The sequence below is a fragment of the Mesorhizobium sp. M1142 genome, from assembly GCF_040318565.1.
Classification (GTDB): domain Bacteria; phylum Pseudomonadota; class Alphaproteobacteria; order Rhizobiales; family Rhizobiaceae; genus Mesorhizobium.
This window is the reverse complement of sequence record NZ_JAMYMK010000001.1, coordinates 607,799-634,667: the sequence shown is the minus strand read 5'-3', so window position 1 is coordinate 634,667 and position 26,869 is coordinate 607,799. Positions and strand designations below refer to the sequence as shown.

At 63.6% G+C, this 26,869-nt stretch carries 23 protein-coding genes, 1 tRNA gene and 2 pseudogenes; 13 read left to right on the top strand and 13 right to left on the bottom strand.

Translation table 11 applies throughout. The features are described from left to right. The first annotated feature begins 35 nt into the window (after positions 1–35). The gene (locus tag NKH42_RS03085; RefSeq protein ID WP_352687022.1) at positions 36–1,067 is read left to right on the top strand and encodes a hydroxyacid dehydrogenase; all 1,032 of its coding nucleotides are present in this window, start codon (positions 36–38) and stop codon (positions 1,065–1,067) included. A gap of 25 nt (positions 1,068–1,092) precedes the next feature. Here NKH42_RS03085 and NKH42_RS03080 read toward each other — a convergent pair whose 3' ends face one another. The 5 genes from NKH42_RS03080 to NKH42_RS03060 all read right to left on the bottom strand — a co-directional run bounded on the left by NKH42_RS03080 (position 1,093) and on the right by NKH42_RS03060 (position 8,714). Continuing rightward, positions 1,093–1,578, bottom strand: a complete 486-nt coding sequence (locus NKH42_RS03080; protein ID WP_352687025.1) for a hypothetical protein — start codon at positions 1,576–1,578, stop codon at positions 1,093–1,095. Positions 1,579–1,681: 103 nt separating this feature from the next. After that, on the bottom strand, positions 1,682–4,543 hold the full coding sequence (locus NKH42_RS03075) for a nitrate reductase (protein ID WP_352751963.1): 2,862 nt from the start codon (positions 4,541–4,543) through the stop codon (positions 1,682–1,684). Between the two features lie 3 nt (positions 4,544–4,546). Next, positions 4,547–4,876 carry a nitrite reductase small subunit NirD gene (nirD, locus tag NKH42_RS03070; RefSeq protein WP_352687031.1) on the bottom strand — a complete coding sequence of 110 codons (330 nt, stop codon included), beginning with the start codon at positions 4,874–4,876 and terminating at the stop codon, positions 4,547–4,549. Between the two features lie 66 nt (positions 4,877–4,942). Next, positions 4,943–7,393: a nitrite reductase large subunit NirB gene (gene nirB / locus NKH42_RS03065; RefSeq protein WP_352751962.1), complete on the bottom strand. Its 2,451-nt coding sequence runs from the start codon at positions 7,391–7,393 to the stop codon at positions 4,943–4,945. A gap of 19 nt (positions 7,394–7,412) precedes the next feature. After that, on the bottom strand, positions 7,413–8,714 hold the full coding sequence (locus tag NKH42_RS03060) for an MFS transporter (protein WP_352751960.1): 1,302 nt from the start codon (positions 8,712–8,714) through the stop codon (positions 7,413–7,415). A 167-nt stretch (positions 8,715–8,881) separates the two neighbouring features. Here NKH42_RS03060 and NKH42_RS03055 point away from each other — a divergent pair, with 167 nt between their 5' ends. After that, positions 8,882–9,073, top strand: coding sequence for a hypothetical protein (locus NKH42_RS03055; protein ID WP_352506991.1), 192 nt, complete (start codon positions 8,882–8,884; stop codon positions 9,071–9,073). A gap of 281 nt (positions 9,074–9,354) precedes the next feature. On the opposite strand, the gene NKH42_RS03050 is transcribed toward NKH42_RS03055, so the two are convergent. The 3 genes from NKH42_RS03050 to NKH42_RS03040 all read right to left on the bottom strand — a co-directional run bounded on the left by NKH42_RS03050 (position 9,355) and on the right by NKH42_RS03040 (position 12,461). Further along, positions 9,355–10,152, bottom strand: a complete 798-nt coding sequence (locus NKH42_RS03050; RefSeq protein ID WP_352479817.1) for an ABC transporter ATP-binding protein — start codon at positions 10,150–10,152, stop codon at positions 9,355–9,357. 11 nt (positions 10,153–10,163) lie between these two features. Beyond that, positions 10,164–11,060 carry a nitrate ABC transporter permease gene (gene ntrB, locus NKH42_RS03045; RefSeq protein ID WP_352506992.1) on the bottom strand — a complete coding sequence of 299 codons (897 nt, stop codon included), beginning with the start codon at positions 11,058–11,060 and terminating at the stop codon, positions 10,164–10,166. Between the two features lie 84 nt (positions 11,061–11,144). Further along, positions 11,145–12,461: a CmpA/NrtA family ABC transporter substrate-binding protein gene (locus tag NKH42_RS03040; protein WP_352506993.1), complete on the bottom strand. Its 1,317-nt coding sequence runs from the start codon at positions 12,459–12,461 to the stop codon at positions 11,145–11,147. On the opposite strand from NKH42_RS03040, the gene NKH42_RS03035 reads away from it, so the two are divergent. Continuing rightward, entirely contained in the window at positions 12,448–12,576 is a 129-nt protein-coding gene (locus NKH42_RS03035) for a hypothetical protein (RefSeq protein WP_280952097.1), read from the top strand. The two genes, NKH42_RS03040 and NKH42_RS03035, sit on opposite strands and share 14 nt — an antisense overlap. 244 nt (positions 12,577–12,820) lie before the next feature. Here the strand turns inward: NKH42_RS03035 and NKH42_RS03030 are convergent, their stop codons facing one another. Next, on the bottom strand, positions 12,821–14,059 hold the full coding sequence (locus NKH42_RS03030) for a CmpA/NrtA family ABC transporter substrate-binding protein (RefSeq protein ID WP_352506994.1): 1,239 nt from the start codon (positions 14,057–14,059) through the stop codon (positions 12,821–12,823). Positions 14,060–14,061: 2 nt separating this feature from the next. Beyond that, the gene (locus NKH42_RS03025; protein WP_023676288.1) at positions 14,062–14,661 is read right to left on the bottom strand and encodes an ANTAR domain-containing response regulator; all 600 of its coding nucleotides are present in this window, start codon (positions 14,659–14,661) and stop codon (positions 14,062–14,064) included. Between the two features lie 113 nt (positions 14,662–14,774). Between NKH42_RS03025 and NKH42_RS03020 the strand changes: the two are divergent. From NKH42_RS03020 to NKH42_RS02985, 8 genes and pseudogenes are all read left to right on the top strand, one after another. Continuing rightward, positions 14,775–15,014, top strand: a pseudogene (locus NKH42_RS03020) (ABC transporter permease); the annotation flags it as partial. Between the two features lie 139 nt (positions 15,015–15,153). Then, positions 15,154–15,879 (top strand): GntR family transcriptional regulator, encoded by a 726-nt coding sequence (locus NKH42_RS03015; protein ID WP_352740915.1) that lies wholly within the window; start codon positions 15,154–15,156, stop codon positions 15,877–15,879. Positions 15,880–15,882: 3 nt separating this feature from the next. Next, positions 15,883–16,938, top strand: coding sequence for an ADP-ribosylglycohydrolase family protein (locus NKH42_RS03010; protein ID WP_352740926.1), 1,056 nt, complete (start codon positions 15,883–15,885; stop codon positions 16,936–16,938). Beyond that, positions 16,935–17,921: a PfkB family carbohydrate kinase gene (locus tag NKH42_RS03005; protein ID WP_352740917.1), complete on the top strand. Its 987-nt coding sequence runs from the start codon at positions 16,935–16,937 to the stop codon at positions 17,919–17,921. The genes NKH42_RS03010 and NKH42_RS03005 overlap by 4 nt, the downstream gene beginning before the upstream one ends. A gap of 39 nt (positions 17,922–17,960) precedes the next feature. Next, positions 17,961–19,022 (top strand): ABC transporter substrate-binding protein, encoded by a 1,062-nt coding sequence (locus NKH42_RS03000; RefSeq protein WP_352740919.1) that lies wholly within the window; start codon positions 17,961–17,963, stop codon positions 19,020–19,022. A gap of 60 nt (positions 19,023–19,082) precedes the next feature. Next, a complete protein-coding gene (locus tag NKH42_RS02995) occupies positions 19,083–19,952 on the top strand; it encodes an ABC transporter permease (RefSeq protein ID WP_352702522.1) in 870 nt (289 codons plus the stop codon). Next, a pseudogene (locus NKH42_RS02990) lies at positions 19,952–20,725 on the top strand (ABC transporter permease); the annotation flags it as partial. The gene NKH42_RS02995 and the pseudogene NKH42_RS02990, both read left to right, overlap by 1 nt. A 13-nt stretch (positions 20,726–20,738) precedes the next feature. After that, positions 20,739–21,806 carry an ABC transporter ATP-binding protein gene (locus NKH42_RS02985; RefSeq protein WP_352973920.1) on the top strand — a complete coding sequence of 356 codons (1,068 nt, stop codon included), beginning with the start codon at positions 20,739–20,741 and terminating at the stop codon, positions 21,804–21,806. A 312-nt stretch (positions 21,807–22,118) separates the two neighbouring features. Here NKH42_RS02985 and NKH42_RS02980 read toward each other — a convergent pair whose 3' ends face one another. Beyond that, positions 22,119–23,618 (bottom strand): helicase HerA domain-containing protein, encoded by a 1,500-nt coding sequence (locus NKH42_RS02980; RefSeq protein WP_352691798.1) that lies wholly within the window; start codon positions 23,616–23,618, stop codon positions 22,119–22,121. Between the two features lie 522 nt (positions 23,619–24,140). Here NKH42_RS02980 and NKH42_RS02975 point away from each other — a divergent pair. Continuing rightward, positions 24,141–24,455 (top strand): hypothetical protein, encoded by a 315-nt coding sequence (locus tag NKH42_RS02975; protein ID WP_352509788.1) that lies wholly within the window; start codon positions 24,141–24,143, stop codon positions 24,453–24,455. Positions 24,456–24,636: 181 nt separating this feature from the next. Here the strand turns inward: NKH42_RS02975 and NKH42_RS02970 are convergent. Both NKH42_RS02970 and NKH42_RS02965 read right to left on the bottom strand, forming a co-directional pair. Beyond that, positions 24,637–24,712 (bottom strand) — tRNA-Ala (locus NKH42_RS02970). A gap of 163 nt (positions 24,713–24,875) precedes the next feature. Further along, on the bottom strand, positions 24,876–25,265 hold the full coding sequence (locus tag NKH42_RS02965; RefSeq protein ID WP_254816066.1) for a TIGR02300 family protein: 390 nt from the start codon (positions 25,263–25,265) through the stop codon (positions 24,876–24,878). Positions 25,266–25,459: 194 nt separating this feature from the next. On the opposite strand from NKH42_RS02965, the gene aroA reads away from it, so the two are divergent. Further along, positions 25,460–26,818 carry a 3-phosphoshikimate 1-carboxyvinyltransferase gene (gene aroA / locus NKH42_RS02960; protein WP_352509789.1) on the top strand — a complete coding sequence of 453 codons (1,359 nt, stop codon included), beginning with the start codon at positions 25,460–25,462 and terminating at the stop codon, positions 26,816–26,818. Positions 26,819–26,869: the final 51 nt, after the last annotated feature.

The following is a 26,869-nucleotide window of genomic DNA, read 5'->3' as shown; positions in this document are numbered from 1 at the left end:
TGGTGCGACGCGGATCGCACGGGAGGTGAAGTATCATGTCCGACAGCGCCTTGCCCCTGGTGATCAGCGCACCCGAACCGCGCACGCTCGACCTGATCTTCACGCCGGCCGCGCTGGCGAACTTTCGATCGAAATACCGCATCGTCGAAACATCGCCCGAAGCGGTGGCGGCGCTGCCGGCCGATATCCTTGGCGAGGCGCGCTACATCGTCGGCCAGCCACCTATCGCGCCGGAGACGCTGGAAAAAATGAAGGCGCTGCGCTGCATCTTCAATGTCGAGAGCAACCTCATCAACAACATGCCCTACGAGACGCTGTTTTCGCGCGGCATCCATGTCGTCACCACCGGGCTGGTGTTTGCAGAACCGGTGGCCGAACTCGGCCTTGCCATGGCGCTCAACCTCGCCCGTGACATCGTCGACGCCGACCTCGCCTTTCGACAGGGCAAGGAGCGTTGGGGCGGCGACGGCAACCGGACGGCGCGGCTTCTTTCCGGCGCGGACGTCGGCATCATCGGCTTCGGCGATCTTGGCCGTGCGCTCAACCGGCTGCTGTCAGGCTTTCGCACGCGGACAAAAGCCTTCGACCCGTGGCTGCCGCCGTCGATCCTGATCGAAAACGGCGTTGAGCCGGCCTCTCTCGACGACGTTCTGTCGAACAGCGATTTCGTCTTCGTCGTCGCTTCGGTGACCAGCGAAAACCAGGGCTTCCTCGGCGCCGAGGCGTTTGCCAGGATGCGCAAGGGAGCCGCTTTCATTTTGCTCAGCCGATCCGGCGTGGTCGATTTCCCGGCACTGATGGATGCTGTCCGCAGCGGCCATATTCTCGCCGCCAGCGATGTTTTTCCTGAGGAGCCGCTGGCCCAGGATCACCCGGTCCGCACATTGCCGGGGTTCCTGCGCTCCGCCCACCGGGCCGGTGCGCTCGACATCGCTTTCAAGCGGATGGGCGACATGGTGCTGGAAGACATGGACCTGGTCGACCGCGGCCTGCCGCCGATGCGTTCGAAGCGGGCCGAGCGTGAGACCGTTTCGCGAATGCGCTCAAAGCCGGTCGACAAGAATTAAGCCGCCTGCCGACGGTCGCACATGCTCAGACGGTGAAGGACCAAAACAGGCAGGCCAGTGTTGCTGTGGCGAAGACGACGAAGAACAGGCTTCGCAACAGGATGTTGCGGCGCAGCTCGTTGATGAAGAGATGGCATCCGACGACGGCTGCGACAAACAGGAACCGCCAATTCAGCAGTGCCGGGAGCACATCGCGCTGACCGAAGGCAAATCTGGCGGCGAGACATCCAACGATGACCGCAAACAACACGATGATCGTCCAGAAGATCGCATCGGCGGCATGTGTCAGTACGATGCCGGCGAGCCTGATCGGCAGAACCATCATCAGCAGTGCGCTGAGAAAGTAGACCGCCGCGAGCGGAATGAACGCCCCCGCATCGGCGACGTCGCTCAAGCGCTTGGCGCCGATCGCGCCATAGGGATAGCCATGCCTGGCCACCGCCAGGCTGAGCGCCATCAGCAAGGCCGTCAGCACGGCGGCAAGCGCGAATGAGGTCAGGGCTTTGCTCATGAGGCTCCCGTTCCGAGCGAATCGAAGTCAGAACGTTGGTAGCCCATGGTTTGTAAATTGCTAGTAAGCATCATGCAGCGGCGCGGCAGAGTTCCTCGGCGCATCACTCCGCAGCTTGCAGACGCCGCCCGTCGATAATGGTCTTGATCTCGGCGCGGCAAGAGCCGCAATTGGTGCCGGCGTGAAGGACGGCTCCGATTGCCGCGACGCTGGTACAGCCGCCGCGTACCGCTTCCGCGATCTGGTTGGCACCGACCCCGAAACAGGCGCAGACGATGGCACCGCGGTCGACGCTGTTGCCGCCCGGGCGCCCGGCGACAATCGCCAGTCGCGCCTGCCGATCGGCATGGTCAGCACCAAGTTGTTCGACCGCCCAGCCGCGCGACACCGCTACCGGCGTAGGCGCAAGATAGAGCGCGCCGACCAGCCGATTGCCTGCGAAACGGGCGAAGCGATGGTGCCCGCCGGCGATGTCGTGATAGGCGAGCGTCTCGCCTTCCATGCCTAACAGCGCGGCGGCCAACCCGGTCCAGTCGCGGCTGTCCTGCAGCGCAATTTCAAGCCGCCAGCCGGCGGGGCTGCGGGCGAGGCTCCAGTAATCGGCGTCGATCGATGCGGGCCGTTCGGCAAGCACGGCGAAGCCGAAGGCTGTGGCGGCGAACCGCTCGATGCGGGCGGCAACATTCTTCGAGGCCGGTTGGCCTGAAATCGCATCGGTCGTCGGCGCGACCAACGCATCGACGCGCGCGCGGGCGGAGAACTGATCGGTCCAGTGCATCGGTACGAATACAGAGCCCTGGCGTTGACGCACCGTCACCAGGGCACGGACCAGCACCTCGCCATGGGCAGTCGAGACGCGGACGATCTCGGCATCGCCGATACCATAGTGCTGTGCATCCGCCGGGTGGATTTCGACGAACGGTTCGGCCATGTGCTGCGACAAGCGCGGACTCTTGCCGGTCCGCGTCATGGTGTGCCAATGGTCGCGCACGCGCCCGGTGTTGAGCACTAGCGGGTAGTCCGGGCTGGTGCGGGTTTGTGCGGCTGGGCGGATAGCAATGAAGCGCGCCCTGCGGTCGGGCGTGTAGAAGCTGCCGTTGGCGAAGAAGCGGGTGGTAAGTGAGGCTCGTCTTGCCTGAACCCCCAAGTCTTTTTCACTTTCAGCCTGAGCACCCCCCTCTGGCCTGCCGGCCATCTCCCCCGCAAGGGGGGAGATTGGCAGCTTTGGCGCCGGCTCTCCCCTTGCGGCATTGGAGATTAGCGAAGGCCGTGATGATAGCCGATCTCCCCCCTTGCGGGGGAGATGGCCGGCAGGCCAGAGGGGGGTGGCTTGGCTCGGCGCTGGCCACTGGAATGGCGCCAACTCCTCATAGGTCTCTGCATCCACATCGGCATAAGCGCCGATGTCGAAATCGCGAGCACTATCATTCTCGAATGCCGACAACGCCGCGTGCTCGGCGAAGATGTCGGCCGGCGACACATGCGAAAACGCCTCGCCAAAACCCATCCGCTTGGCGACTTCGGCGATGATCCACCAGTCGGCTCTTGCCTCGCCGGGCGTGGCCAAAAAGGCGCGCTGGCGCGAGATGCGGCGTTCCGAATTGGTGACGGTGCCGTCCTTCTCGCCCCATGCCGCCGCCGGCACCCGGACATGGGCGTGGCGGACCGTGTCGGTCTCGCCCAGCACGTCCGACACCACGACAAACGGGCAGGCCTTGATCGCCGCTTCGACGGCATCGGCATCCGGCATCGAATCGACTGGGTTGGTCGCCATGATCCACAGCGCCTTGATGCGTCCGTCGGCCACCGCCTCGAACATCTCGACCGCTTTCAGGCCGGGTTTTTCGGCGACGGCCGGCGCGTTCCAGAAGCGCTGCACGCGGTTGCGGTGCTCGGGATTTTCGATCTCCATGTGGGCGGCCAGCATGTTGGCCATGCCGCCGACCTCACGGCCGCCCATGGCGTTGGGCTGGCCGGTCACCGAGAATGGCCCGGCGCCGGGCTTGCCGATGCGGCCGGTGGCTAGATGACAGTTGATGATAGCGTTGACCTTGTCGGTGCCCGAAGACGACTGGTTCACGCCCTGGCTGTAGACGGTCACCGTCTTCGCCGTCGCGGCAAACAGACTGTAGAAGCGGGCCAGTTCGTCCTCGCCAAGGCTGGTGGCCGCGGCGATGCCGGCCAGGTCGAGCGCCGAGGCGGCGAAAAGCGCTTGCCCGAAGCCGGTCGTGTGTGCCGTGATATAGGTGCGGTCCAACGCGTTGTGCTGGCCGAGATAGGCGAGCAGGCCGGTGAACAAAGCGACGTCGCCATCGGGCGCGATCGCCAGATGCATGTCGGCGATGTCTGACGTCATGGTGCGGCGTGGGTCGACCAGCACCACCTTCATCTCGGGCCGCTTTTCCCGGGCCGCGGCGATGCGCTGGTAGAGCACCGGATGGCACCAGGCGAGATTGGAGCCGACCAGCACGATCAGGTCGGCAAGTTCCAGATCCTCGTAATTTCCCGGAACGGTGTCCGAGCCAAAGGCGCGGCGGTGGCCGGCGACGGACGATGCCATGCACAGGCGCGAATTGGTGTCGATATTGGCCGAGCCGATGAAACCTTTCATCAGCTTGTTAGCGACGTAATAGTCCTCGGTCAGCAACTGGCCGGAGACGTAGAGGGCGACCGCGTTGGGGCCGTGCTCGGCAATGGTTTGCGAGAAGGTCGAGGCGACGAGGTCGAGCGCTTCGTCCCAGTCGGTGCGGCGACCGTGGATTTCCGGATGAAGTAGCCTGCCTTCGAGATCGGTGGTCTCGGCCAGCGCCGAGCCTTTGGAGCAGAGCCGGCCGAAATTCGCCGGGTGGTCCGGGTCGCCACGAACGGTAATTTCACCGTCCGCGGCGACCTTCGCCAGCACGCCGCAGCCCACCCCGCAATATGGGCAGGTGGTCCTCACCTCGCGCGCTTCATCAATCTGCATGGTTCACGCCGCGCGGCTGGCCAGCGCTTCCAGCGCAATGAACAGCCGCTCGCCGTCGATCCGCACCGCGATGGTGCGCACCGCGCCCTCGTCGGCGCCAAGCGCCTTGCCTGTCTCCAGCGAGATCACCCAATTGTGCAAGGGACAGGTCACCGCCGTGCCATGGACGATGCCCTGGCTGAGCGGCCCACTTTTGTGCGGGCAATGGTCATCGATGGCAAAGACCTGATCGTCGGCCGTACGAAAGACGGCGATCTTGCCTTCGGGCGTTGCCACGCAGCGCGCACCGCGACGCGGAATGTCAGACAGGGAGCCGATCGATACCCAATTCATATGGCCATTCCTCTTTGCGCGTTGTTCTTGTCCGAAAACCGCATTCCACTTTTCGGGAACACGCGCCTACTCCGCCGCCTGCGCAAAGCCGACCGAAGCCATCGGCCGGAATTCATGCTTGTCCTTGCCGGAAACGCGTTCCGACCACGGGTCGACCTGCGCGAATTTCTGCGAAAAGACGAAGCGGTCGAAATAGGCCCTGCGCTTCTCGCCATCGTCCATGATCTGACGCTTGATCTCGGCGATGCCGATGCGCTTGGCCCATTTGTAGATGCGCTCGAGATAGCGGCCCTGCTCGCGATACATCTGCGTCAGCGCCACGATATGCTCCAGCGCCTCGTCCTCGGTCTTGACCAGGCCAAGCACTTCGGTGCCCTTGATGTCGAGGCCGGCGGCGCCGGCGAAATGGATCTCATAGCCGCTGTCGACGCAGATCACGCCGACATCCTTGCAGGTCGCCTCGGCACAGTTTCGGGGACAGCCCGACACCGCCATCTTGACCTTGGCCGGCGTCCAAGAGCCCCACATGAATTTTTCGATACGGATGCCCAAGCCGGTCGAATCCTGCGTGCCGAAGCGGCACCAGTCCGAGCCGACGCAGGTCTTCACCGTGCGCAGTCCCTTGGCATAGGCCTGGCCGGAGACGAACCCGGCCTGACCGAGATCGGCCCACACTGCCGGCAGGTCTTCCTTGCGGATGCCGAGCATGTCAATGCGCTGGCCGCCGGTGACCTTGACCATCGGAATGTCGAACTTGTCGACGACATCGGCGATGGCGCGCAATTCGGCGGCGTTGGTGACGCCGCCCCACATGCGCGGCACTACCGAATAGGTCCCGTCCTTCTGGATGTTGGCGTGGACGCGCTCGTTGATGAAGCGCGACTGGTAATCGTCGGCGTATTCGTCGGGCCAGTCGCAGACGAGGTAATAGTTGAGCGCCGGCCGGCATTTGGCGCAGCCGCAGGAGGTTTTCCACTCCAGCTCCTGCATAACGGCGGGAATGGTCTTCAGGCCCTTGGCCTTGATCAGCCGGCGGACCTCATCATGGCCGAGCGTGGTGCAGCTGCACATCGGCTGGACCGCCGCGGGGTTGTATTTGTCGCCGATGGTCAGCACCATCAGCTTTTCGACCAACCCGGTGCAGGAGCCGCAGGACGCGGACGCCTTGGTGTGGGCGCGCACGTCGTCGAGCGAGGTCAGGCCCTTGGCCGTGATCGCGCCGGTGATCTTTCCCTTGCATACGCCGTTGCAACCGCAGATTTCCGCATCATCCGGCAAGGCTGCAACGGCCGCCATAGGGTCCAGGGGGGCGCCTCCCTGGTAGGACTGGCCGAAGATGAGCGTGTCACGCATCTCGGATATGTCGGTCTGCTTCTTCTTGAGGTCGTTGAACCAGGCGCCGTCCGCTGTCTCGCCATAGAGCACGGTGCCGATGATGCGGTCGTCCTTGAGCACCAGGCGCTTGTAGACGCCGGCTGCGGCATCGCGCAGCACGATCTCCTGGCGATCCTCGCCCTCGGCGAAGTCGCCGAGCGAGAACAGGTCGATGCCGGTGACCTTGAGCTTGGTCGGCGTGTCCATATGGACGAAAGCTGCCGCCTCGTTACCAGCCAGCTGGCTGGCAGCGACGCGCGCCATCTCGTAGAGCGGCGCGACCAGCCCGTAGACCTGGCCGTTGACCTCGGCGCATTCGCCGATTGCATAGATGTCGGGATCGTTGCTGCGCATGCCTGCGTCGACGACAATGCCGCGATTGACGGCAATGCCGGCTTCCTTGGCCAGCGCCGCATTCGGCCTGATGCCCACCGCCATGACGACAAGCGTCGCCGGGATGATGGTGCCGTCGGCAAGCTCCACCCGCTCGACCTTGCCGTTGCCGGTAATCGCCTGGGTGTTGGCTTTGGTGATGACCTTGATGCCGCGCTGCTCGACTGCGCGCTGCAGGAGATAGCCGGCGGCCGGATCGAGCTGACGCTCCATCAGCGTCGGCATGACATGCAGCACGGTGACGTCCATACCTTGCGCGTTCAAGCCCGCGGCTGCCTCGAGCCCGAGCAGGCCACCGCCGATGACCACGGCCTTGGCCCGTGACTGGGCGGCAAGCATCATCGCCCGGACGTCGTCCAGATCGCGATAAGTGAGCACGCCCGGCAGGTCATGGCCGGGCACCGGAATGATAAACGGCACCGAGCCGGTGGCGATGACGAGCTTGTCGTAGGGCTCGGTCACGCCATGATCGGAGGTGACGGTCTTTGCCTGCCGGTCGATGGCGACGATCTTGTGGCCCTTGTAGAGGGTGATGCCGTGCTTGATGTACCAGCCGTCGCCATGGATGATGATCTCCTCATAGGCCTTTTCGCCCGACAGAACCGGCGACAGCATGATGCGGTCGTAGTTCACGCGCGGCTCGGCGTTGAAGATGGTGACCTGGTAGCGCCCAGGCGCCTTTTCCATGAGGTGCTCCAGCATGCGCCCGGGGGCCATGCCGTTGCCGATGATAACGAGTTTCTCGGTCATGTCCTGATCCACTCCGGTCTCACTCAGCCGCGTAGGAAAGGCCTGAAGCTTCGTGAGACGCCGTGCGCTCCATCCGCCGGATGGAAAAATGCATCCAGGCAAAGCAGGTGGCGACGATGACGAAGAGCAGCATGAAGCAGCTCGACCAGACGCCGGTGAGGTCGTTGAGCGCGCCGAAGACGATTGGCAGGATAAAGCCGCCGAGCCCGCCAATCATGCCGACAACGCCGCCGACCGCGCCGACACTCTGCGGATAGTAAGCCGGGATGTGCTTGTAGACGGCAGCCTTGCCAAGGCTCATGAAGAAGCCGAGCACACAGGCAACGGCTATGAAGGCGAGCGGGCCGACCTCGAAATGGAAGGCGATCGGCCCGCTGACACCGCGCACGACGTAGTCTGCCGAGGGGAGAGACAGAACGAGAGTCGCGGCGGCACTGACAGCGAAGGTCCAGTAGAGCACGGTGCGGGCGCCGATCCGGTCGGAAAGCACGCCGCCATAGGCGCGGAAAATACTTGCCGGAATTGAATAGGCCGCGCCGATCATGCCGGCGGTCGCAAGCCCGAAGCCATAGACGCCGATCAGGTAACGGGGCAGCCACAGTGAGAGCGCCACGAATGCACCAAAGGCGAAGAAATAATAGAAGGCGAAGCGCCAGACCTGCAGGTTCTTGAGCGGCGCGAATTCCTGCCAGAAGCTTCTCGCGGGTGCAGCCTTGCCGTCGCGGCGCTCGCGAATGACCGGATCGTCGCCGGTCGTGAACCAGAAGACGGCGGCCATGACGACAAGTGCTGCCGCCCAGATCAGCGCGACCGACTGCCAGCCCCAGGAGAGAAGCACGAACGGTGCCAGGAACTTGGTGACCGCGGCACCGACATTGCCGACACCGAAAATGCCAAGCGCCGTACCCTGCTTGCCGGCCGGGAAGAAGCGCGAGACATAGGCGACACCGACGGCGAAGGAACCGCCGGCGAGCCCAACGCCTAGCGCAGCGGCCAGCATCTGCCCGTAGGTGTGCGCAAACGCGAGCAGGAAGGTCGCGACTGCCGCCGCAAGCATGGTCGCGGTGTATACCAGCCGACCGCCAAAACGGTCGGTCCAGACACCGAGCACCATGCGCACAAGCGAGCCGGTGAGGATCGGCGTGCCGACGAGCAGGCCGAACTCCGTCTCGTTCAGCCCCAGTTCCTGCTTTATGCGCACGCCGATGATTGAAAAGATCGTCCACACCGCGAAGCAGACGGTGAAGGCGATGGTGGACATCAGAAGCGCCTGCCGGGGAGCAGTGTCCTGGCTGGGCGCGGCAGGGAGATTTGCGGTCATTTTCTGGCTCCGGTTTGCGGCGTGGGGGGCGGCACCGCCCTTGGCTGTTCGTTCGCGACTGTCAGCGGCGCGGCATCGGCGAACTGGTTGAAACCGAGCTGTGCACGGTCACTTCGAAACCTTTGCCGTCAGTCTTGGCGCCAGCGGGAAAGAGGACGAGCGCGGCGGTGAACAGCACGCTGCTGGCCAGAAAAATGGCGGCGCGTGAATTCCGCGAGGCACGCGCCAGTTCCGATCCGTTTCGTCATCGTCGTCTCCGGTTGGCGCCGCTTGGGACCAGCGCCGTCGATTGCGTCAAAACAAAAAAGCCGCCGGCCAGGTCTTCGCGTCCGGGATTCCGGGAGCGCGTGTGGACCTGAGCGGCAGCTTTGCCTGTGGCGCCCGCCATTGGACGCCGTGTCACTTGGCCCTTGCGGGCCTTACATTTTGGAAAGCAGGAAGCGTGCCAATTCGACAGCGCTCTTAATTATCGAATGAAATCAATATGAACCGCAGCCGCGCGACTTTTGACCAAGCTCGGCAGCGGATCAAAGATTAGTCAAGATGCCTTGCACAGCAGCATAATATTTGTGCAATGCGGTAGATTGCCCATTGCCGATGCAGATTTCCAATGATGATGACGCGTTAGCCCGTTATGGCCTCACTCCGCGGCTTCGACGAAGCGGTGGCGTTCGTAGAGGAATTTCAGCACCGCCTCGCGGCAGCGTAGGAAGGTGCGGTCGGAGGAAAGCTCGATGCGCCGACGCGGCCGGGCCAGCGGCACGGGAAGAACCTCGCCGATGGTGGCCGCCGGCCCGTTGGTCATCATGACGATGCGGTCGGACAATAGCACCGCCTCGTCGACATCGTGAGTGATCATGATCGTCGTCGAGCCGAGCCTCGAATGGATATCCATCACCGCGTCCTGCAGATGCGCACGGGTCAGCGCGTCGAGCGCCCCGAACGGCTCGTCGAGCAAAAGAATCTTCGGCTCCATCGCGAGCGCGCGCGCAATGCCGACGCGCTGCTTCATGCCGCCCGAAATCTCCGCTGGGCGCTTGTCTTTCGCATGCGCCATCTGCACGAGATCGAGATTGCGCATGATCCAGTCATGCCGTTCGGCCCGGCTCTTTTTGCCGCCGAAGACCTTGGATACCGCGAGGTTGATGTTTTCGTACACGGTGAGCCATGGCAGCAGGCTGTGGTTCTGGAACACCACGGCGCGTTCGGGACCGGGGCTGTCGACCTCCTTGTCCTCCAACAGAACCGCGCCGGCCGAGACCTTGGTCAGCCCGGCGATTAGATTGAGCAAGGTCGACTTGCCGCAGCCGGAATGGCCGATGATCGAGACGAATTCGCCCTTGTCGATGGTCAGTCTTATGTCCTTCAGGACGTCGCTGACCTGGCCGCCGCGCATGAAGGATTTATCGATATGGTCGAGTTTCAGATAGGCCGTCATCGTCCCTCTCCTCACTTTGCCGTTGTGCCGCGGGTGACGAAGACGCCGACCGACGCGACCAGGCGGTCGAGGCAAAAGCCGGTGACGCCGATATAGGCGAGTGCGACGATGATGTCGGGCAGCCGCGACGAATTCCAGGCATCCCAGATGAAGAAGCCGATACCGACGCCGCCGGTCAGCATTTCGGCGGCGACGATGGCAAGCCAGGACAGACCGATGCCGATGCGCAAGCCGGTGAAGATGTAAGGTGCCGCGGCCGGCACCATGATTTTCACGAAGAATTCGAGCTGGTTGAGCCTGAGGATGCGGGAGACGTTGCGATAGTCCTCTGGAATGTTGCGGACGCCGACGGCGGTGTTGATGATCACCGGCCAGATCGAGGTGATGAAGATGACGAAGATTGCCGACGGGCTGGAATCGCGGAACGCCGCCAGCGACAGCGGCAGCCAGGCGAGCGGCGGTACCGTGCGCAGAATCTGGAACACCGGATCAAGGCCGCGCATCGCCCAGATCGACTGGCCGACCAGAGCGCCGAGCGCGACGCCGACGACCGCCGCAAGGCCAAAGCCGATGGCGACGCGCTGCAGCGAGATCAGCACCCGCCAGGCGAGCCCAATGTCCTGCGGGCCATTGTTGAAGAACGGATGGGCGATCAGGTCATAGGCCTCGTTCCAGACCTGGCTTGGCGGCGGCAGGCTGGCCGTCGGCGACGAACAGGCGACCTGCCAGACGACGAGCATGAGGGCGACGACGATGACCGGCGGCACCAGCGTGCTGGCCAGCTTGCCTGCGATTGCGGCCGGGTCGAAGCGACGCCGCGCCCTGGCGGTGAAGGCGATGATTTCGGCGGGCTTGGAAGGCGCGGGGAACGGCTTCACCTTGCGGTCCTCGATGGCTTGGATAGACATTTCTCGAATGTTCCTTTGGCATTTGGCGACAAGCGGCGCCGTTGCGCTTGCGGCGACAAACGGCGCGAGCGCCGTTTGCACCGTTCAGGCCGATGCCTTGATCTTCAGGCTGTCGAGATAGGCGGACGGGTTCTCCGGATCGAACACCTTGCCGTCGAAGAAGGTCTCGACGCCGCGCGATGAAGACGCCGGGATATCGGCCGCGGCGACACCAAGATCCTTGGCCGCTTCGCGCCACAGATCCTCGCGATTGACCTGGGCGACCAGCGCCTTGATGTCGGTGGTCGGCGCGAACTTGCCCCAGCGGATGTTTTCGGCGAGGAACCAGCTGTCGTGGCTCTTGAAGGGATAGGACACGCCGCCCTGCCAGAACTTCATGTAGAGATCTGTGCCGTTGGCGACGCGGCCATTGCCGTAGTTGATGTCGCCCTTGAGGCGGCCGATGATGTCGGCGGTCGGCACGTTCATCCATTGCCGCTTGCCGATGATGGCGGCCATCTCGTCCTTGTTTTCCTTGGCTTCGCACCATTGCTGGGCTTCCATGACGGCCATCAGGATCGCCTTGGTGGCGTTCGGATACTTGTCGATGAAGGCGGCGCGCAGGCCGAGCGCCTTTTCCGGATGGCCCTTCCATAGCTCGCCAGTGGTAGCGGCGGTGAAACCGACGCCCTGGTGGACGAGCTGCTCGTTCCACGGCTCGCCGACACAGAACACGTCCATGTTGCCGACCTTCATGTTGGCAACCATCTGCGGCGGCGGCACGACGATGGTCGAGACGTCCTTGTCGGGATCGATGCCGCCGGCGGCCAGCCAGTAGCGCAGCCAAAGGTCGTGCGTGCCGCCCGGGAAGGTCATGGCGGCCTTGACCTCCTTGCCTGCGGCCTGCTTGGCGGCGAAGGCATCCTTCAGCCTGGAGGCGTCGAGGGCGACGCCGGTGGCGGCATATTCCTGGGCAACGGAAATGCCCTGGCAGTCGTAGTTGAGGCGCGCCACGATCGCCATCGGCAGCGGCTGCTTGTTTTGCGTCACCTTGCCGGTGTGCATCAGATAAGGCATCGGCGTCAGGATATGGGCGCCGTCAATGCCGTTGGCTTCGCCGCCGAGCACCAGATTATCGCGCGTCGCCCCCCAGGAAGCCTGCTTGAGCACCTCGACATCGGGCATGCCGAATTTCTCGAACAGGCCTTTCTCCTTGGCGATCATCAACGGTGCTGCATCAGTCAATGCGATGAAGCCGAGCTTGGCGCCTGTGACTTCCGGTACGGCGGTAGCCGCATAGGCGCCGGAGGGCAGCAGCGCACGCGCCGCGGCCAGCGTTGCCGCGGTGGCCGCGCTGATCCTCAGGAAATCGCGGCGGCTGATCGCCGTTTGGGCGGAATGGCTCTTGATGCGTTTCGTCATCGTCATCTCCGGTTGGGCGCGGCTTGGGATCGGCGCCGTCGATTGCGTGTTCGATCAAAACAAAAAAGCCGCCGGCCAGGCCGCGCGCGTCCGTCCATCCGGGATCGCGTGTTGACCTGAGCGGCAGCTTTGCCTGTAGCGCCCGCCATTGGACGCCTATTCCGTGACCCCGAGAAGAGTCTGCCTATTGCAACGCAGGAACCGTGCCAGTTTCGGAATGGATGATAAACATCAATGAGATCAACGGCATGCCAAAATCGTCGGCGCCCCGGCCCGCCGGGCGAGCAAGCCAAAGATTGTTCATTAGCGCAGTTGCACGCACATTTTTTGTGCAGTGCACAAGAATGGCGCGGAAATGATCAGGCTTCAGCGCGCGCCAATTTCTGGCCGGCAATGTAGGCGTCGATCTCGTCGGGATCGAAGATCTGGCCATCGAAGAAACCGTCGGGACCGAGCACCAGGCTTGCCCCCGCCGAACCAACTGGGGTCGCGGCCTTCAGCGCGCCCTCGACCTTGGCATTGGCACCGGGAAGCGCCACGCCAAGCGGCTTCAACGCCGAGCGGTAGAGATCGGGGCGATAGCAGTCGCGGGCAATAGCGAGGTTTTCCGGCGTGTGCGCGACATGCCCCCAGCGCACCATCTGCGTGTAGAACCACAGCGCATGGCTCTTCCACGGGAAGTTCGCCGCCTTGTTGAAGGGCAGAAAGAAGTCGCCGACGCTCAGTTCGGCACCGCCGCCGAGCGCCAGATGCCCGCTGAGGATCGGCATCTGCAGCGCCGGCGCCAGGCCGAGAAAGGCCGGCTGCGCCATCAGGGCCGCGAGTTCGCCACGGTTTGCCGGGTCCTGGCACCAGCGCGCCGCATGATGCAGCGCGCGCAGCAGAGCCGAAAGCGCGTCAGGCTCTCTTTCGGCCCATGCCTTGCGCACGCCGACGACTTTCTCCGGGCTGGTCTTCCAGATGGCCGCCTTGACCGTGGCGATATGGCCGGTGCCGGCGACGACCGCGGCGCTGTTCCAGGGTTCGCCGACGCAGTAACCGTCGATCCTGCCGGCGGCGAGCGCGTCGGCCATGAATGGCGGCGGCACGATGACGATTTCGATTTCACGCGACGGGTCGATGCCGCAGGCGGCGAGCCAGTAGCGCAGTTCGTAGTTGTGCCCGGAGTGCGGATGGACGACGGCGAAGCGCAGCGGATCGCCGCCGCCATTCGCCCGATCACGGATCAGCGCTCGCAACGCCTTACCGGCCCGCGCCGGATCGAGATCGGGCCGGGCGCCGTGCGCGGCCATGCCGGCCCAGACCGCGTTCGAAACCGTCACGCAATTGCCGCCGAGGCCGAGCGAGAACGGCACGACGGTGTCGGAGGCGAGCGGCGTCAGCCCCAGATTGCAGGCGATCGGCATCGGCCCCAGCATATGCGCCAGGTCGAAATGGCCGATGGCGATGCGGTCGCGGATGTTGGCCCAGGACGTTTCCCGGTTGAGCGTCAGGTCGATGCCTTCACGTAGGGCGAAGCCGATTTCCTTCGCCGCGACAAGGATGGCGCTGTCGAAGAGCGGCATGAAGCCAACATTGATCCGGTGCTCGGCCGCCATTCTCAACTCTCCTCGGGATCCAGAAGCCCTGCCGCCGTCACCAGGCTCTGCGCGATTTCGGCGATCTTGCGGTTCTGGTTCATGGCTGTCTTGCGCAGCAGCGTGTAGGCCGCGTCCTCCGACAGGCCGCGCGACTTCATCAGGATGCCCTTGGCGCGATCGATCACCTTGCGGCTCTCCAACTCGCTGCGGGCCTCTTCCAGTTCGCGCGCCATGCGCGAGAAGGCGTTGAAGCGGCTGATCGCCATGTCGAGGATCGGCTTGACCCGCTCCTGGCGCAGGCCGTCGACGACATAGGCCGACACCCCGGCTTCCACCGCTGCCTCGATCGACGCCTGGTCCGAGCGGTCAACGAACATGGCGATCGGCCGCTTCACCACGCGCGAAAGCTGGAACATGTTTTCGAGCATGTCACGGTTGGGATTTTCGAGATCGATGACGATGACGTCGGGTTCGATCTCGGCGATCCGCCGCGCTATGCCGGCGACGTCGTGGATGACCGTGACCTGCTGATGCCCGGCCTCCCGCAATCCCGCTTCGATTATGGAAGCGCGGATGTGGTTTTCATCGATCACCAGGACAGTGAGGGATTTGCGGATCATGCCGCATTTTGCGCAGGCGAGGCGATTGTGCAATGCGGTATAGCGAGATTCACGGAAACAAAGCCGACGCGCCGCCTGATGCACTGGACGCGACGGCCGGCGCGACGCGGGCGGCGGTCGGCGACAACGAACGGGCAACACGCCTGTCCGGCGTCTGCGCCTGGCAGGCGATCACCGTGCCCTACATCATCTCGAGCGGGCTCGCACTGCTCTATATCGGCCTGATCAAGGCGCCGTCGCTGTCGCTCGCCGAACCGCTGGTGCTGCCTTCGGTGCCCGCGGCCGTCGGCGGCGGAACCTCGATCTCCGGCGGCCGCGGCGGCTCCACCATCATCGGGGCGCTGATCCTCACCCGAAACGCTGTGCGGTCAGATAGTCATGGGATTTGAAAGCGTCCTTCACGGCTGCAGGCCAGATATCAGTCGTCGTTGACAAGACCACCGCGTGAGGATAATGAACATGATCATACAGGTTCACTGAACAGGTATCCAAATGAAGCGGCGTTCGGTTCAACTGTCTCCCGGCACGGGCAAGCCAGAACAGATTGCCACCGTTCTCGAACATGAAATCCGCTCCGGTGTTCTGGGCTTCGGCGACCGGTTGCAAAGCGAGAACGAGCTCGTCCAGCGTTTCTCCGTCAGCCGTAACACCGTTCGCAAGGGCCTTGAGGAACTGTCAAGCCGCGGACTGATCACCACCAAGGTCGGCATCGGCTCTTTCGTCACCTTCGATGGCAACCCCGTCGATGACTCAATCGGTTGGTCGCGGGCGCTCGCCAACGCCGGCGCCAATGCCGAGACGCGCACCCTGCGGCTTGAGGTGATCGAGGATCCTGATCTTGCCGCGCTACTTGGTATAGAAAACCCGTTTTTCATCGCTGTCGACCGGGTGCGCACCAATGCCAGCGACGGCCACGCTATTTCCATCGAGCGCAGCCGACTGCCATTGTCGCCCGAACTGGAGGACGTGCCGTTGCGCGGCCTGCGCGAAGGCTCCCTGCACCAGACGCTTCGCGGCGCCGGCCTCATTCCCGACCATGGCGAGGAATGGGTCGGGATCGAAATGCTCAACCCTGAGGACGCTGCAATCCTCGGCTGCCCGCAAGGCACGCCATTCCTGCGCGGTCGTCGGCTGACCCGCGCCGCCGATGACCGGCCGATCGAATATGTGACCAGCCTGCTCAACCCGGCGCATTTTGCGCTGCATATGAGGTTCTGAGTGATGCCGGACGACGCCGGGAGCATGACCGATCGGGCCCTGGGAGCGCTTGTCGGCGGCGCACTGGGAGATGCGCTGGGCATGCCGACGCAGCTTTTGTCGCCGGCGCGGATTGCCGAACTCTACGGCCATGTCGAAGGCTTCATTACTCCTTTCGCCGACCATCCGGTGTCGAAGGGGCTCCCGGCCGGAACGATCACCGACGACACCGAACAGGCGCTTCTGCTTGGCCGTATCTTGGTCGAATCCGGTAACCGGTTCGACCATGCGCGGTGGGTCAACGCGCTGCTCGACTGGGAACGCGATGTCAAGGCGCGCGGCAGCTACGATCTGCTGGGACCATCAACCAAACGCGCCATCGACGCCATCAACAATGGTATGCCTGCCGAGGAAGCCGGGCGCAGTGGCGACACAAATGGTGCGGCGATGCGCATCGCGCCAGTAGGTATCATGATGCCGCTGGAGCCGCTTGACGCGCTGGTCGCCAAAGTGGCCGAAACCTGCATGGCGACGCACAACACGTCGATCGCAATCGCTTCGGCCGCAGCGGTCGCTGCCGCCATCAGCCGCGGCGTCGCTGGCGGTGACTGGCGTGCCGCTTCCGACAACGCCATCACGGCAGCGAGACGAGGGGCGACGCTCGGCCATTGGGCGACCGGCGGTGACATTGCTGCGCGCATTGCTTGGGCGCAGGAGCTTGTGCGCGGCAAGGCGACGAAGGACGCGATTCGGCTGATCATCGATCTGGTCGGCACCGGCGTCGCCAGCCAGGAGTCCGTTCCGGCCGCATTCGCAGTGCTGGAGGTCGCCGGTGGGGATCCCTGGCAAGCGGCAGTCATCAGCGCCAATCTCGGTGGCGACACCGACACGATCGGCGCCATCGCAGCCGCCATGGCCGGTGCCTGTACCGGCTTTTCCCGATTGCCTCAGAACCGCATTGCAAACCTCAAGGGCATCGACATGACGGGGGTTAGCGCGCTCGCCGCCGACCTTGTGAAGGCGCGGATATCAAAGGGCCTTGTGGACAAGACCAGTGGCGGCAAGGATGCGACGGCATGAGCGGGCGTCTCGTCCATGTCGGCAGCGCGGTGGTCGACTATGTCTACCGTGTCGATGCCTTACCGGCACCGGGCACAGAGAAGACCGCGTCGAGCTACGCGCGAGTCGCCGGCGGCGGCTTCAACATGATGGTCGCAGCCAGCCGCACCGGCATGGAGGTGCTGTTCGGCGGCCAGCTCGGCAGCGGACCCAATGGCGACTTCCTGCGCAACGCCTTCAACGCCGAGGGTATCGATACTGTAACCCCGCCCTCGCCCATGATGGACAGCGGCAATTGCGTAGTCATGATCTCGAGCGATGCCGAACGCACTTTCGTGTCTTGGCCGGGTGCTGAAAGCGTGCTCAGCGTCGACATGCTGGCGCCCGTGGTGGTCGCTGCAGACGACTGGGTGTTCACGTCAGGCTATACGCTGAGCTATCCCAAGAGCCGCGACGCGCTCACCGACTGGATCGAGGCGCTTCCGGCCGACACACCGCTTGTCCTCGACCCGACACCTGTCATCACCGACATTCCCCACCCTATCCTGTCGCGGATACTCGCCCGTACTACCTGGTTGAGCTGCAACACGACGGAAGCGGCCGCGATTGCCGGTCCGGGCGCCGTCGAGACACTAGCGTCACGGCTGCTAAGCGACCACTCCCCTAAGGCCGTTGGCGTCGTCATTCGTGCTGGCGCGAAAGGCTGCCATGTGCGGCTGGCCGGCGGCTCGGCGCAAACGATTGCCGGCTTCGAGGTCGCCGCCCTCGACACCAATGGCGCCGGCGACACCCATATCGGCGCTTTCATCAGTGCGCTGGCGCGCGGCATGCCGCCTTTTGCGGCAGCGCACTACGCCAATGCGGCGGCGGCCATTTCCGTCACCCGCCACGGTGGTTCATCAGCGCCGACCGACTACGAGATCCAGACATTCCTAAGCCATGCCGGCGGTCCCCAGATGGGCCTCCATGGCCGGAAGCAAGAGGCCAAACGCCCGACAGCCTGACAAAGCCCGGGAAGCGGGCAAACACAGAGAGGAACGAACATGCGCATACCCGACTTTACCGCCCTAGTGACGGCGGCCGCCGTCTTCACCTCCGCACTCGCATTTGCCGCCAAGGCCGACGAGGTGCACGTACTCAACTGGAAGGGCTACGGCGCCGACGAGCCGTGGGCCATCGAGGCCTTCGAGAAGGCGACCGGCAACAAGGTCGTCAACGACTTCTTCAATTCCGAACAGGAAATGCTGACCAAGCTCAGGACCAATCCCGGCCTCTACGACGTCGTTATGATCAACGCCGCCTTCAACGACCAGGCAATGGCGGAAAAGCTGATCCAGCCGATCGACACATCCAAGCTGCCGAACTATGCCGACATCAGCAAGGACAAGGCGAGTTCGCCGATGCTTGTCCATAACGGCAAGGTCTATGGGGTACCGTGGGTCTGGGGACTGACGGCGCTCGCCATCAACGACAAGTCCTTCGACAAGCCGCCAACGAGCATCGCTGAAATGTGGGATCCCGCCCACAAGGGCCGCGTCACCATCCGTGACGATGCCGTCGAGGCGGTGCAGTTCGGCGCCATTGCCACCGGCCAGAACATCAACGATGTCAAGGACATGGAGGCGGTCAAGGCGAAACTCACCTCGCTGATGCCGCAGATCAAGACGTTCTGGAGCTCGGAGAACGACTGGAACCAGATGGTTGCCTCTAACCAGATCGACATCGGCACCTATTGGAGCGGCTCGGCCGACCGCGCCAAGACCCATTTCAAGCTGCCAGTCTCGCTCGTGATCCCGCGGGAGGGCGCTGTCGCCTGGCTCGACGCCTTCTCCATTCCCGTCGGTTCCAAGAATGTCGCCGGCGCCGAGGCCTTCATCAACTACATGGTCGACCCGAAGTTCTATGTCGAATGGGTCACCAAGGTCGGAGCCCCGGTATCTGCCAATACCAAGGCCGTGGAAGCACTTCCCGAGGATGCGTTCAACCGCAAGGTGATGGGTGACCCGGCAGTTGCCAAGCGCATTCAGTTCCAGGCGCCGATCACAGACGCCCAGCGCGAAGCCTATCTGTCGCTCTGGCAGCAGCTCAAGGTCAACGTGAAGTAACAGCAGAAAGCGGGATCAGCCGATCATATATGTCGGCTGATCCTTCCCTGGGAGGATGTCATGGCAGCACAGGTTGCAGCCGCGTCGCGCAGCGGGCTGAGATCGGCCTTGCCGCTACTGGCGCCTGCCTATCTCTGGCTGACGGTTGCGATCTTCTTGCCGCTCTCAGCCATGGTCTTCTTCTCTCTCACGACCGAGCTGCCGTTGTCGGGCAAGCCGTGGGCGTTCACGCTCGAAAACTATACCGCCTTCTTCTCGCAAAGCCTCTATCTGACGCTTCTGCTCGCCTCGCTGCGCCTCGGCCTCGAAGTGACGCTGTGGTGCATCATCGTCGGTTATCCCGCCGCTTATGTGCTAGCCAAGGTGCTGAAAGGCCGTAGCCGCGAAGCGATTTTCCTGCTCGTCATCCTGCCGTTCTGGTCAAATGGGCTTGTGCGCATCTTCTCCTGGGCGATGGTGCTGCGCGAAGGGGGCATTCTCGATACCGCGCTCAACGCCGTGCTGCCGTTCAAGATCAATATCGACCTGATGTATTCCTATCCGGCTGTCATCATCGGGCTAGTGCACTCCTACGTTCCTTACATGGTGCTGACCTGCTACCTGACCCTACAGGCCATCGACGACTCGCTGATCGAGGCCGGGCGCTCGCTCGGCGCATCGCGGCTGCAGATGCTGAAGCGGGTCATCATTCCGCTGTCGATGCCGGGGCTGGTGGCTGGCGCGGCCCTCATCTTCGTCCCGGTCGTTGGCTCGTTCATGGAGCCGCGCATACTTGGCGGCCGTACCGGCACCTTTTACGGCACTGTCATCGAGGACCAGTTCGTCGCCGTGTTCAATTGGCCGCTGGGTGCTGCGCTCTCCTTTATCCTGCTGGCCGTCGTGCTGGTCATCCTGGCGGTTGCCTCGCCGGTGCTGAGGAGGGCTATGTGATGGCGACGACACGGGTCCTCGAATGGCTCGGCCGCCTCTACATCTGGCTATTGCTCGCCTTCCTCTATGTGCCCATCATCATCATGGCGCTGATGTCTTTCAACGTTTCGCCCTTCTATCAGCTGCCGTTCGAATGGACGACGGAATGGTATGCCTCGCTGTGGCAGAACGACCAGCTCATCTCAGCCACCTGGAACAGCCTCGAGATCGCGGTCATCACCACCATCATTTGCGTGGTGCTTGGCTCCGCGGCGTCACTGGCGCTCTACCGCTATGAATTTCGCGGCAAAAAATTCCTGCAGGCGCTGCTGTTTCCGCCAATCGCCATTCCGTGGCTGATTACCGGCACGGCGATGCTGATCTTCTTCTTCGGCGTCGGCATCGGGCGCGGTCTGTTCGCCATCCTGCTCGGCCACGTCGCGCTTGCACTGCCCTATGTCATCGTCGTCGTATCGGCCCGGCTGCAGACCTTCGCGCCCGAGTTGGAAGAGGCGGCGCGCTCGCTCGGCGCCAATCAATGGCAGGTGACGAACCGCGTCACGCTGCCCTGGATCATGCCGGGTGTCATTGCCGGAGGGCTGTTCGCTTTCGCCGTGTCCTTCGACCAGTTCGTCGTATCCTACTTTCTGTCGACGCCCGGCCAAACGACGCTGCCGGTCGAAATCTACGCCGCGATCCGTAAGGGATTCACACCTGAGATCAATGCGGTCTCGACGATCATCATTGTCGTGTCGATGGCATTGATGCTGCTCACGGCGCGTTTCTTCAAATTCGCGGAGAGAAATAATGGCGGGCGTGCAGGTATCGAATGTGTCGCGCAGTTTTGGCGCGCACAAGGCGCTGGACGATGTCTCCATCGATTTTGCCGACGGCGGCTTCTACGCCCTGCTCGGTCCCTCCGGCAGCGGCAAGACCACGCTGCTGCGCCAGATCGCCGGCTTCGACTTTCCCGACTCTGGCCGCATTGCGATCGGAGGCGAGAGCGTCGAGCGGGTGCCGGTCGAAAAACGGCGCATCGGCATGGTGTTCCAGAACTACGCGCTGTTTCCCAATATGAGCGTCGCCGACAATGTCGCCTTCGGCTTGTCCGTGCGCGGCGAGCTCAAGGCAGTGATTGCTGCCGAGGTGCAGGGGGCGCTCGACCTCGTGCAACTCGGCAAGCTCGGTGGTCGCCGGCCACACCAGCTCTCCGGCGGCCAGCGCCAACGGGTGGCGCTCGCTCGCGCCATCATCACCAAGCCGCGTGTACTTCTGCTCGACGAGCCGCTCGGCGCTCTCGACAAAGCGCTGCGCGTCGGAATGCAGCTCGAGCTCAAGCGCATCCAACGCGAGATCGGCATTACCACAATCTTCGTCACCCACGACCAGGAAGAAGCGCTGACGATGAGCGACCGCGTCGGCATTCTGCGAGACGGCAAGCTGGTGCAGGAAGGCCCGCCCGAGGAGATCTACAATCGGCCGAAGAGCGAGTTCGCCGCCACCTTCCTCGGCGATGCCAACATTTTTCGTGGCGAGAGCACAGGCAACGGCATCCGGCTGCCGGACGGCACGGCGATTTTCGCTGGATCTGGCGCCAACCTTGCCCCTGGTGCAAAGGCCAGTTGCGCCGTACGGCCCGAACGGATCCGCATCTTCACCGATGCTGCGGCTCCGGATACGGCCAATGCGAACGTGCTGCGGGGGGAAGTGTCGAAACGCATCTTTGCCGGCAATAGCAGCACCTACTTCGTCGAACGTGGCGGACAGATACTGAAAGTCATCGTGCAGAACACCAGTGCTGACAAGCTGGCGGAGGGCCAGGAAGTGGTGCTGCGGTGGTCGCCGGAGAGTACCGTCCTGATGGCAGCGAGTTAGTCTAGCGGGCGGCCGTGCTAACGGGACGTTGCGTTACCTCCCCACCTCCTCTGCCCTACCGAACATTCGTCGCTCATCGTGAGCAAAGAAAAAATCCACCGCCAGATATTGGCAGCACTAATTGACTGCGTTGGGTCCAGATCAGGACAAATCCTTTGCCGTGCAGACCGCCGGCTCACTCACATCTCGCACCAAGAAGCCGCCGGTCCACTTTCCGCCCAAACGCGACGTCTGAGTAATGCTTCGGCGATGACCGCTTTTGGCTTTGCTGCTGTTGAGCGACGCCAGCTTTCGCCCAAATCGCCCTCCCCATCATCCCACCACCCTCCCCTGCTCCGCCTCCTCGGCATTCGGATCGCCCGGCGCCGTCGCCCAGGCCAGTTCGACCAGCGTCACCGTCCGCCGGCCAACCCCATCCAGCTGGCAGACGATCAGCCCCTGCTCCTCGATATAGGTCAGCAGGCGCCGGGCGCGGCGCAGCGAGTGCGAGCCATAGGCGCGGGCGATCGCCGCGTCGCTCGGGCAGGGCCACCCCTCCTTGGCCGCGCGGGCGATCATCATGAACACGCCCTGCATATCCTCGGGCAGCAGCGAGGCGCGCGCCGAGACATCTTGCCAGGCGTCATCGTCGGCCATGTCGGAGCCCAGGCCGGCGCGGGCGCGCGTCAGCATGCGGCGGAACGCGGGCAGGTCCGGCACGACCGAGGCGAGGCCCTCTATGCGGCAGCGGACCACGAACTCCTGATAGAGCACGCCGATGACACGGAAGCCCGCGTCGGGTTGCGCCAGCACAGCGCGCAGCACCCGGTCGACACGCTCGCGCCGCTCCGCCAAGTCCTCGGCGCTGATCGGCGGCTCCACCGCTTCGGGGCGGATTTCCAGCGCCGCCGATTTTGCCGCCATCAGCTGATCGAGCAGGTCCGGCGACGACCGGCGCTGCGGCCGGACGGTTTCGGGCGGCGGGGCCGCCAGGATGATCGCGCGCGCGTCCTCCAGTCCCGATTCCGGCAGCGGCATCAGGCGCGGCGTCGCGTTGCGCGGACTTGTATCGGTCGGGCCGATGCGCAAGCCGAGCGGGCGGCGCGACAGCGCCGGGCCGAGCGCCATGAACTGCCCGCGCTCGAGGTCGCGAAAGGCTTCCGCCTGGCGCCGCTCCATGCCGAGCAGGTCGGCGGCGCGCGCCATGTCGATATCGAGAAAGGTCCGGCCCATGAGAAAATTGGAAGCCTCGGCGGCGACGTTCTTGGCAAGCTTGGCCAGCCGCTGGGTGGCGATGATCCCGGCCAGCCCGCGTTTGCGGCCACGGCACATCAGATTGGTCATGGCGCCGAGAGAGAGCTTGCGCGCCTCGTCCGAAACCTCGCCGGCAACCGCCGGCGCGAACAGCTGCGCCTCGTCCACCACCACCAGCATCGGATACCAGTGGTCGCGGGCGACCTCGAAAAGTCCGCCGAGGAAGGCGGCGGCGCGCCGCATCTGGTTCTCGGCGTCGAGCCCCTCGAGATTAAGCACCGTGGAGACGCGGTGGATGCGCGCCCGCTCGCCGGCGCTCTGCAGGCCGCGCTCGGTATGCTCCTCGGCGTCGATCACCAGATGGCCAAAACGGTCGCCCAGTGTCACGAAGTCGCCTTCGGGATCGATGATCGTCTGCTGCACCCAGGGCGCACTCTGCTCCAAGAGCCGGCGCAGCAGGTGGGACTTGCCGGAGCCCGAATTGCCCTGCACCAAAAGGCGCGTCGCCAGCAGTTCTTCAAGATCCAGCGCCGCCGGGGCGCCTGCGCTCGTGTGGCCCATCTCGATCGCAACCGTCATGTCTTCGACTCTCCTTAAGGAGAGGGCTTATCAACCGCATCACAGCCCGTCGAGCGCGCCATGGCCGACGCTCCGTGTTGCGCACAGGCTGGATGCTGCTCACGATCAGGGGATCGCAGAGGATTGGAATGAAACGGGCCGTTTCGATTCGATAAGGAGGCGGTGCGGATGTTTCGCAGCCGTTATCCGGAGGTCGAGTTGGATCTCATCGGGATGAATTCGCCATTGCTGGAAAGAGCACTCGCCGCCAGCGAGATCTACCTCGGCATGCTGCATCCCCGCTCTCGACCCCGGAGCTGATCGTCCATGGCCTGCCCGACGAGCCGCTGGTGCTGGCGTCCGGCAACACACCGGCTTGCGGCTCGCCTTTTACCGCTGTCGTGGTGCCATTCGCGAAACGACGAACAACAAAGCTCTCATAATGACTGTATCGATCACTATTTCTGTCGAACGGAACATCCTGGAAAAACTCTCGTTGGGTTAGATCGCGATCCAGCGATGCAACTCGATGGAGACACTAAGATGATGAAAATTCTCTCTGCATCCCTACTTGCTATCGGCCTGGCCACATCTGCCATGGCACAATCAACCGGTTCGGGAACTGGCGGAACTGGTATGAACGGCAATACCGGCGTCGACACGGGCACCGCCGGCAACAGCGGCAACAACGGGACCAGTACCACTACGCCGAACCAGATCGATCCGAATGCAACGAACGCCACCACGCCGCAGACAAACGGTATGGGGGACCGCTGCAAGGATACGGCAGGCAACGACACCGACAACAACACCCCAAGCGGCGCCATGACGTCGGATATGCAGAACTGCAACAAGTAACGGAGTTTTGCTCAGCGGTCGTTTCAGCCCGCTGCCTGGTCCAGACCGGGCACGGGCTCACCATTTTAGATGGACGGCGAGCCGAGGTCGGCTAGCCATACATTTTGTCTCAGCTAGGTCGGCGACAGATGGCGGCCAGCCCGGGACCGGCGGCCGTTCTGCTGATTTTCGCGGAGAGAACTGGTGGAGCCAATCGGAATCGAACCGACGACCTCTTGAATGCCATTCAAGCGCTCTCCCAACTGAGCTATGGCCCCACTCCGGCAGTTCGCCGGCGCCGTTTCCGGCGAAGAGATCCGGCGCGGGTTCTAGGCCGCGCCATTAGTGCAGGCGGCTTCTAACCCCGCCTTCAGTCAATATCAAGCCTTCAACGACCGCTTTTTCTAGGCGGCGCGGCGAAAGCCGGCGAATGCGGTTCGCTCAGACTTCGTCGTCGTCGTCGCCGACGCCGATCATGTCGGCAACGTCGTCGTCTTCTTCCTCTTCGTCGGCGAGGAATGTGTCATCCTCATCATCGCCAAGGTCGACGTCGTCCTCGTCATCGGCGAGATCGGGAAGCTCGTCGGCCTTCGCGTCCTCGTCCGCCTCTTCGAGCGAGACGACCTCGACGCCCTCTTCCTCCTCGGCGTCCACTTCCTTTTCGGCAACTTCCTCTTCTTCCTCGAGGGCGGCGATCTTGCCTTCTTCGAAATAGGATCGCGGATAGCTCTTGCCCGTATAAGGCGAGACGATCGGGTCCTTGTTCAAGTCATAGAATTTTCGACCCGTCTCCGGGTCGATGCGTTTGGTGCCAAGTTCGGGTTTTGCCACAGCAAGCCTCGTCGATGAAAGTTTGGTCCCCTTAACCAGAGTTTACGGCGCTGTCAAAGCGAAAAGCCGGCGTCCCAAAAAGCGTGAATTCGAAGGCCTTCGTACCAAGGGGATGACCATTTCGGTCCGCCATGATAGGAGACCGCGCAAACCAGAAGAAAATAGCCGGGCGCCGGCGTTTCCAGGAAAGAACCATGTCGCACGCTGCTGCCCCGAAACAGGCCACCGCCCGCAAATCATCTGGCCTTTCAGGTGCGGCACGGGTGCCGGGCGACAAGTCGATCTCGCACCGCTCGTTCATGTTCGGTGGCCTGGCCTCTGGCGAAACCCGCATCACCGGGCTGCTGGAAGGCGAGGACGTAATGCGTACGGGCGCCGCCATGAAGGCGATGGGCGCTCATATCGAGAAGCATGGCACTGAGTGGGTGATCCGCGGCACCGGCAATGGCGCGCTGCTGCAGCCGGAAGGCCCACTCGATTTCGGCAATGCCGGCACGGGCTCCCGCCTCACTATGGGCCTGGTCGGCACCTATGACATGGAGACCACCTTCATCGGCGACGCCTCGCTGTCCGGCCGGCCGATGGGCCGCGTGCTCGAGCCGCTGCGCCAGATGGGCGTGCAGGTGCTGAAGGCGACGCCTGGCGACCGCATGCCGATCACGCTGCACGGGCCTAAGCACGCCGCGCCGATCACCTACCGCGTGCCGATGGCATCGGCACAAGTCAAGTCGGCGGTGCTGCTGGCTGGGCTGAACACGCCGGGCATCACCACCGTCATCGAGCCGGTGATGACGCGCGATCACACAGAAAAGATGCTCAAGGGATTCGGCGCCAATCTGTCGGTCGAGACCGACGAGCGCGGCGTGCGCCACATTTTCATCGAAGGCCAGGGCAAGCTCACCGGGCAGACCATCGCGGTGCCAGGCGACCCCTCCTCGGCGGGCTTTCCACTGGTGGCGGCGCTGATCGTGCCGGGTTCGGACATTACAATCGAAAACGTGCTGATGAACCCGACCCGCACCGGACTTCTGTTGACGCTGCAGGAAATGGGCGCGCGCATCGACATAATCGACCCGCGCAACGAAGGCGGCGAGGATGTCGCCGACCTGCGCGTGCGCTATTCCGAGTTGAAGGGCGTCACCGTGCCGCCCGAACGGGCGCCGACCATGATCGACGAGTATCCGGTGCTTGCCGTGGCGGCCAGCTTCGCCGAGGGCGAAACGCTGATGCTCGGGCTGGAAGAGCTTCGGGTGAAGGAATCCGACCGGCTGTCGGCGGTCGCCAACGGGCTAACGCTCAACGGCGTCGACTGCACCGAGGGCGAGGCCTCGCTTGTCGTGCGTGGAAAGCCGGGCGGCAAGGGATTGGGCCAGCACCCAAATGGACAAGGCACCATCGTCCAGACCCACCTCGACCACCGCATCGCCATGAGTTTTCTGGTGATGGGGTTGGCGACGGAAAAACCTGTGACCATCGACGACCAGGCGATGATTGCTACGAGCTTTCCGGAATTCATGGGGCTGATGAAGGGGCTGGGGGCGGAGATCGAGTGACAGTTGATGGCAATCGTAAACCTTGGAGATTGGGCGCCAACATCCTTCCCT

Coding starts and splice junctions, on each gene's coding strand:
- NKH42_RS03075 (WP_352751963.1), bottom strand. CDS start 4,543: ATGCAGATTGATGAAGCGCGCGAGGTGAGGACCACCTGCCCATATTGC.
- NKH42_RS02985 (WP_352973920.1), top strand. CDS start 20,739: ATGGCGGGCGTGCAGGTATCGAATGTGTCGCGCAGTTTTGGCGCGCAC.
- nirB (WP_352751962.1), bottom strand. CDS start 7,393: ATGACCGAGAAACTCGTTATCATCGGCAACGGCATGGCCCCCGGGCGC.
- NKH42_RS03060 (WP_352751960.1), bottom strand. CDS start 8,714: ATGACCGCAAATCTCCCTGCCGCGCCCAGCCAGGACACTGCTCCCCGG.
- NKH42_RS03050 (WP_352479817.1), bottom strand. CDS start 10,152: ATGACGGCCTATCTGAAACTCGACCATATCGATAAATCCTTCATGCGC.
- NKH42_RS03000 (WP_352740919.1), top strand. CDS start 17,961: ATGCGCATACCCGACTTTACCGCCCTAGTGACGGCGGCCGCCGTCTTC.
- nirD (WP_352687031.1), bottom strand. CDS start 4,876: ATGAATTGGGTATCGATCGGCTCCCTGTCTGACATTCCGCGTCGCGGT.
- aroA (WP_352509789.1), top strand. CDS start 25,460: ATGTCGCACGCTGCTGCCCCGAAACAGGCCACCGCCCGCAAATCATCT.
- NKH42_RS03025 (WP_023676288.1), bottom strand. CDS start 14,661: ATGATCCGCAAATCCCTCACTGTCCTGGTGATCGATGAAAACCACATC.
- NKH42_RS03080 (WP_352687025.1), bottom strand. CDS start 1,578: ATGAGCAAAGCCCTGACCTCATTCGCGCTTGCCGCCGTGCTGACGGCC.
- ntrB (WP_352506992.1), bottom strand. CDS start 11,060: ATGTCTATCCAAGCCATCGAGGACCGCAAGGTGAAGCCGTTCCCCGCG.
- NKH42_RS03035 (WP_280952097.1), top strand. CDS start 12,448: ATGCGTTTCGTCATCGTCATCTCCGGTTGGGCGCGGCTTGGGATCGGC.
- NKH42_RS03030 (WP_352506994.1), bottom strand. CDS start 14,059: ATGGCGGCCGAGCACCGGATCAATGTTGGCTTCATGCCGCTCTTCGAC.
- NKH42_RS03085 (WP_352687022.1), top strand. CDS start 36: ATGTCCGACAGCGCCTTGCCCCTGGTGATCAGCGCACCCGAACCGCGC.
- NKH42_RS03010 (WP_352740926.1), top strand. CDS start 15,883: ATGCCGGACGACGCCGGGAGCATGACCGATCGGGCCCTGGGAGCGCTT.
- NKH42_RS02995 (WP_352702522.1), top strand. CDS start 19,083: ATGGCAGCACAGGTTGCAGCCGCGTCGCGCAGCGGGCTGAGATCGGCC.
- NKH42_RS03040 (WP_352506993.1), bottom strand. CDS start 12,461: ATGACGAAACGCATCAAGAGCCATTCCGCCCAAACGGCGATCAGCCGC.
- NKH42_RS03005 (WP_352740917.1), top strand. CDS start 16,935: ATGAGCGGGCGTCTCGTCCATGTCGGCAGCGCGGTGGTCGACTATGTC.
- NKH42_RS02980 (WP_352691798.1), bottom strand. CDS start 23,618: ATGACGGTTGCGATCGAGATGGGCCACACGAGCGCAGGCGCCCCGGCG.
- NKH42_RS02975 (WP_352509788.1), top strand. CDS start 24,141: ATGATGAAAATTCTCTCTGCATCCCTACTTGCTATCGGCCTGGCCACA.
- NKH42_RS03015 (WP_352740915.1), top strand. CDS start 15,154: ATGAAGCGGCGTTCGGTTCAACTGTCTCCCGGCACGGGCAAGCCAGAA.